This is a genomic window from Sphingomonas sp. Leaf10, from assembly GCF_001421245.1.
In the GTDB taxonomy this organism is placed as follows: domain Bacteria; phylum Pseudomonadota; class Alphaproteobacteria; order Sphingomonadales; family Sphingomonadaceae; genus Sphingomonas.
Genome location: NZ_LMKE01000005.1, coordinates 1 through 2,832, shown reverse-complemented (window position 1 = coordinate 2,832; position 2,832 = coordinate 1). Strand labels below are relative to the sequence as shown.

4 protein-coding genes are annotated in these 2,832 nt (G+C 66.2%); all 4 read left to right on the top strand.

Annotation, left to right across the window (positions count from 1 at the left end):
- Positions 1–95 precede the first annotated feature (95 nt).
- A complete protein-coding gene (locus tag ASE59_RS06235; RefSeq protein WP_082458145.1) occupies positions 96–1,088 on the top strand; it encodes a DUF1861 family protein in 993 nt (330 codons plus the stop codon).
- A gap of 2 nt (positions 1,089–1,090) precedes the next feature.
- Entirely contained in the window at positions 1,091–1,978 is an 888-nt protein-coding gene (locus ASE59_RS06230) for an aldo/keto reductase (protein ID WP_156359905.1), read from the top strand.
- 74 nt (positions 1,979–2,052) lie between these two features.
- Positions 2,053–2,301: an AbrB/MazE/SpoVT family DNA-binding domain-containing protein gene (locus tag ASE59_RS20035; RefSeq protein ID WP_056453805.1), complete on the top strand. Its 249-nt coding sequence runs from the start codon at positions 2,053–2,055 to the stop codon at positions 2,299–2,301.
- Positions 2,294–2,689, top strand: a complete 396-nt coding sequence (locus tag ASE59_RS06220) for a type II toxin-antitoxin system VapC family toxin (protein WP_056453802.1) — start codon at positions 2,294–2,296, stop codon at positions 2,687–2,689. The genes ASE59_RS20035 and ASE59_RS06220 overlap by 8 nt, the downstream gene beginning before the upstream one ends.
- The last annotated feature ends 143 nt before the right edge of the window (positions 2,690–2,832 follow it).

Here is a 2,832-nt window from a genome sequence, read left to right as displayed (position 1 = left end):
AGGCGGGGGGCCAGAGCCAGCCAACGTAGCGTCCCGTTTGGGGCCCTGGACCCCCGCCTGCGCGGGGGTACGGATTTAAGTACAGGACTCGTTCAATGCACCACGACCACATCCCACGCGTCAAAACCCGCCATGCCGCCTTCGCCGCCGATCCGCCACAGGGGCGGACGGGGCGGCTGACCTTCGCCGGGGTCGACGGGCTGGACGTCTACAATATCTCGGCGCCATTCCGGGTCGGCGGGCGCACCGTCATCGCCGGGCGGGTCGAGGCGCGCGACAGCGAACATGCGACCGCGATATTCTTCGAGGAAGCCGACGGCGTCTGGCACCCGATCGACGGTGCGCCGCGCTTCGCGTTGCAGGACCCGTTCGTGACCTTCATCGGCGGCGAACTGGTGTTCGGCGGGGTCGAGGTCCGCTTCAGCGCGGGCGAGCCGGAATGGTGGACCGTCTTCTATCGTGGCGCTGACCTGTTCGACCTGAAACCCTTCTTCGCAGGACCGCTGGGGATGAAGGATATCCGGCTGTGCGAACTGGCGGACGGACGGGTCGCGGTGTTCACCCGCCCGCGCGGCGCCAAGGGCGGGCGCGGGACGATCGGCTATACCGAGGTCGCCTCGCTCGATGCGCTGTCGGTGGAGGCGATCGACGCCGCGCCGATGCTGGCGGGGATGTTCCACCCGCTCGACTGGGGCGGGGTGAACGAGGCGCATCTGCTGGCGAACGGAGAAATGGGGCTGATCGCCCACATCGCCTATTTCGAGGACGATACCATGTATAGCGCGCGGCATTATTATGCGGTGTCGTTCGTGCTCGATCCGGCGAGCCGCGACTGGCGCGACCTGAAGATCCTGGCCGGGCGCGATCAGTTCGGACCCGGCGAAGCGAAACGCCCCGATCTGGTCGACGTCGTGTTTTCGTCGGGCATCGAGCGGAGAGGTGCGGTTACGCGGCTCTATGCCGGGACGTCGGACGCCGAGGCGCATTGGGTCGAGATCGCCTATCCGTTCGACGTGGCGCTGGCGGGGGAAAATGCGGCGGTTGATGTGTCGCAATTGATCGCCCCGCCGCAGCGGTTACAGGCGTGAGCATGTTGCGCATCGACCCCAATCCTCGCCCGCTCGGCAAGAGCGACCTGTCCGTATCGCCGCTCGCTTGGGGCATGTGGCGCTTTACCGGCGAGGTCGCGGCGGCGCGGACGCTGGTCGAGGCGGTGCTGGAAACCGGCATCACCCTGTTCGATACCGCCGATATCTATGGCGCTGACACGCCCGCCGGGTTCGGGTCGGCCGAGACGCTGTTCGGACAGGTGCTGGCGGAAGCGCCCTATCTGCGCGAGCGGATGGTGATCGCGACCAAGGGCGGTATCCGCCCGGGCATCCCCTATCGCTCCGACCGCGTCTACCTGACGGACGCCGTCGACGCATCGCTGTCGCGGATGGGGATCGAGCGGATCGACTTGTACCAGATCCATCGTCGCGATTTCCTGACCCATCCGCAGGAAGTGGCGAAGAGCCTGACCGCGATGGTCGATGCGGGCAAGGTGCGCGGGATCGGCGTGTCGAACCATAGCCCGGCCGAGGTCGATGCGTTGCAGGCGTTTCTGGACCTGCCGATCCTGTCGACCCAGCCCGAATTCTCACCGTTGCACAGCACGCCGCTGTTCGACGGGACGCTGGATCAGGCGATGGCACGGGATATGGCGGTACTCGCCTGGTCGCCACTCGGCGGGGGGCGGTTGAGCGATGGGTCGCATCCGGCGGGCGCGCTGCTGGCCGAGCAGGGCGCACGGTTCGCGGTCGATGCGGCGACGGCTGCGCTGTCATGGGCGATGGTGCATCCGGCGCGGATCATCCCGATCATCGGATCGCAAAAGCCGGAGCGTATCTGCGCCGCGGCCCGGGCGTTCCGCGTCGAATGGACACCGGCCGAATGGTATGCGGTGTTGCAGGCGGGGATGGGGGTAGGCCTGCCCTGACGGCGGGTTGTTGTCGGAAGGCGCGATCATCTGTATATTGGCGGCCTGTCTGTAGCATTCGAGGCGGCAAGTCGATGAACGCACATAATGGCCGATTGGTCAGCGGCGGGCGGTTGCAGCTACCGTCCGACGTTCGCCGCGAACTGGGTCTGGCTGACGGCGATCAGGTGGTGATGCGCGTGGTCGACGGCGAACTGCATATCCGGCCACGTCGCGACGTGCTGAAGCGGATACAGACGATGTTGCAGCCTTATGCGCGAAGCGACGCCCCGGTCGTCGACGAACTGATTGCCGAACGCCGCGTCGAAGCCGAGCGTGGCTGACCCGGTCTACGTCCTCGACGCATCGGCATTGCTGGCCGCGTTCTTCGACGAACCGGGTGCCGACGTCGTTGCCGAACGGATGAACGGCGCGCTGATAAGTGCGGTGAACCTGTCCGAGGTTGTTGCCAAACTGACCGACCGGGGTGCCGCACGCGAGCAGATCGTCGAGATCATGGCGCAACTCGATATCGAGATCGTGCCGCATGACGGACCGCAGGCGATGACCGCTGGATTCCTCCGCAAGGATACGCGCACGTCGGGGTTGTCGCTGGGCGATCGCGCCTGTCTGGCGCTGGCGATCGAACGCAACGCGGTCGCACTGACCGGGGATCGGGCGTGGCTGGCGCTCGCCGAACCGCTGAAGGTCGAGGTCGTGGCAATCCGGTAAGGGCGTTGGCGGACGAAAAAAAGCCCCCGCTGGGGTGGGCGGGGGCAGGGGGGGAACTTTGAATTCCTCCCCTCCCTTTTTCAGGGGAGTGTTCACCTCGGACTCAACAGGCGTTTTCTGGCGAGGAATATGTCGAGGGTGAT

Excerpts from the sequence above, each read along its gene's own strand:
- ASE59_RS06230 (WP_156359905.1), top strand. The coding sequence starts at position 1,091 with ATGTTGCGCATCGACCCCAATCCTCGCCCGCTCGGCAAGAGCGACCTG.
- ASE59_RS20035 (WP_056453805.1), top strand. The coding sequence starts at position 2,053 with ATGAACGCACATAATGGCCGATTGGTCAGCGGCGGGCGGTTGCAGCTA.
- ASE59_RS06235 (WP_082458145.1), top strand. The coding sequence starts at position 96 with ATGCACCACGACCACATCCCACGCGTCAAAACCCGCCATGCCGCCTTC.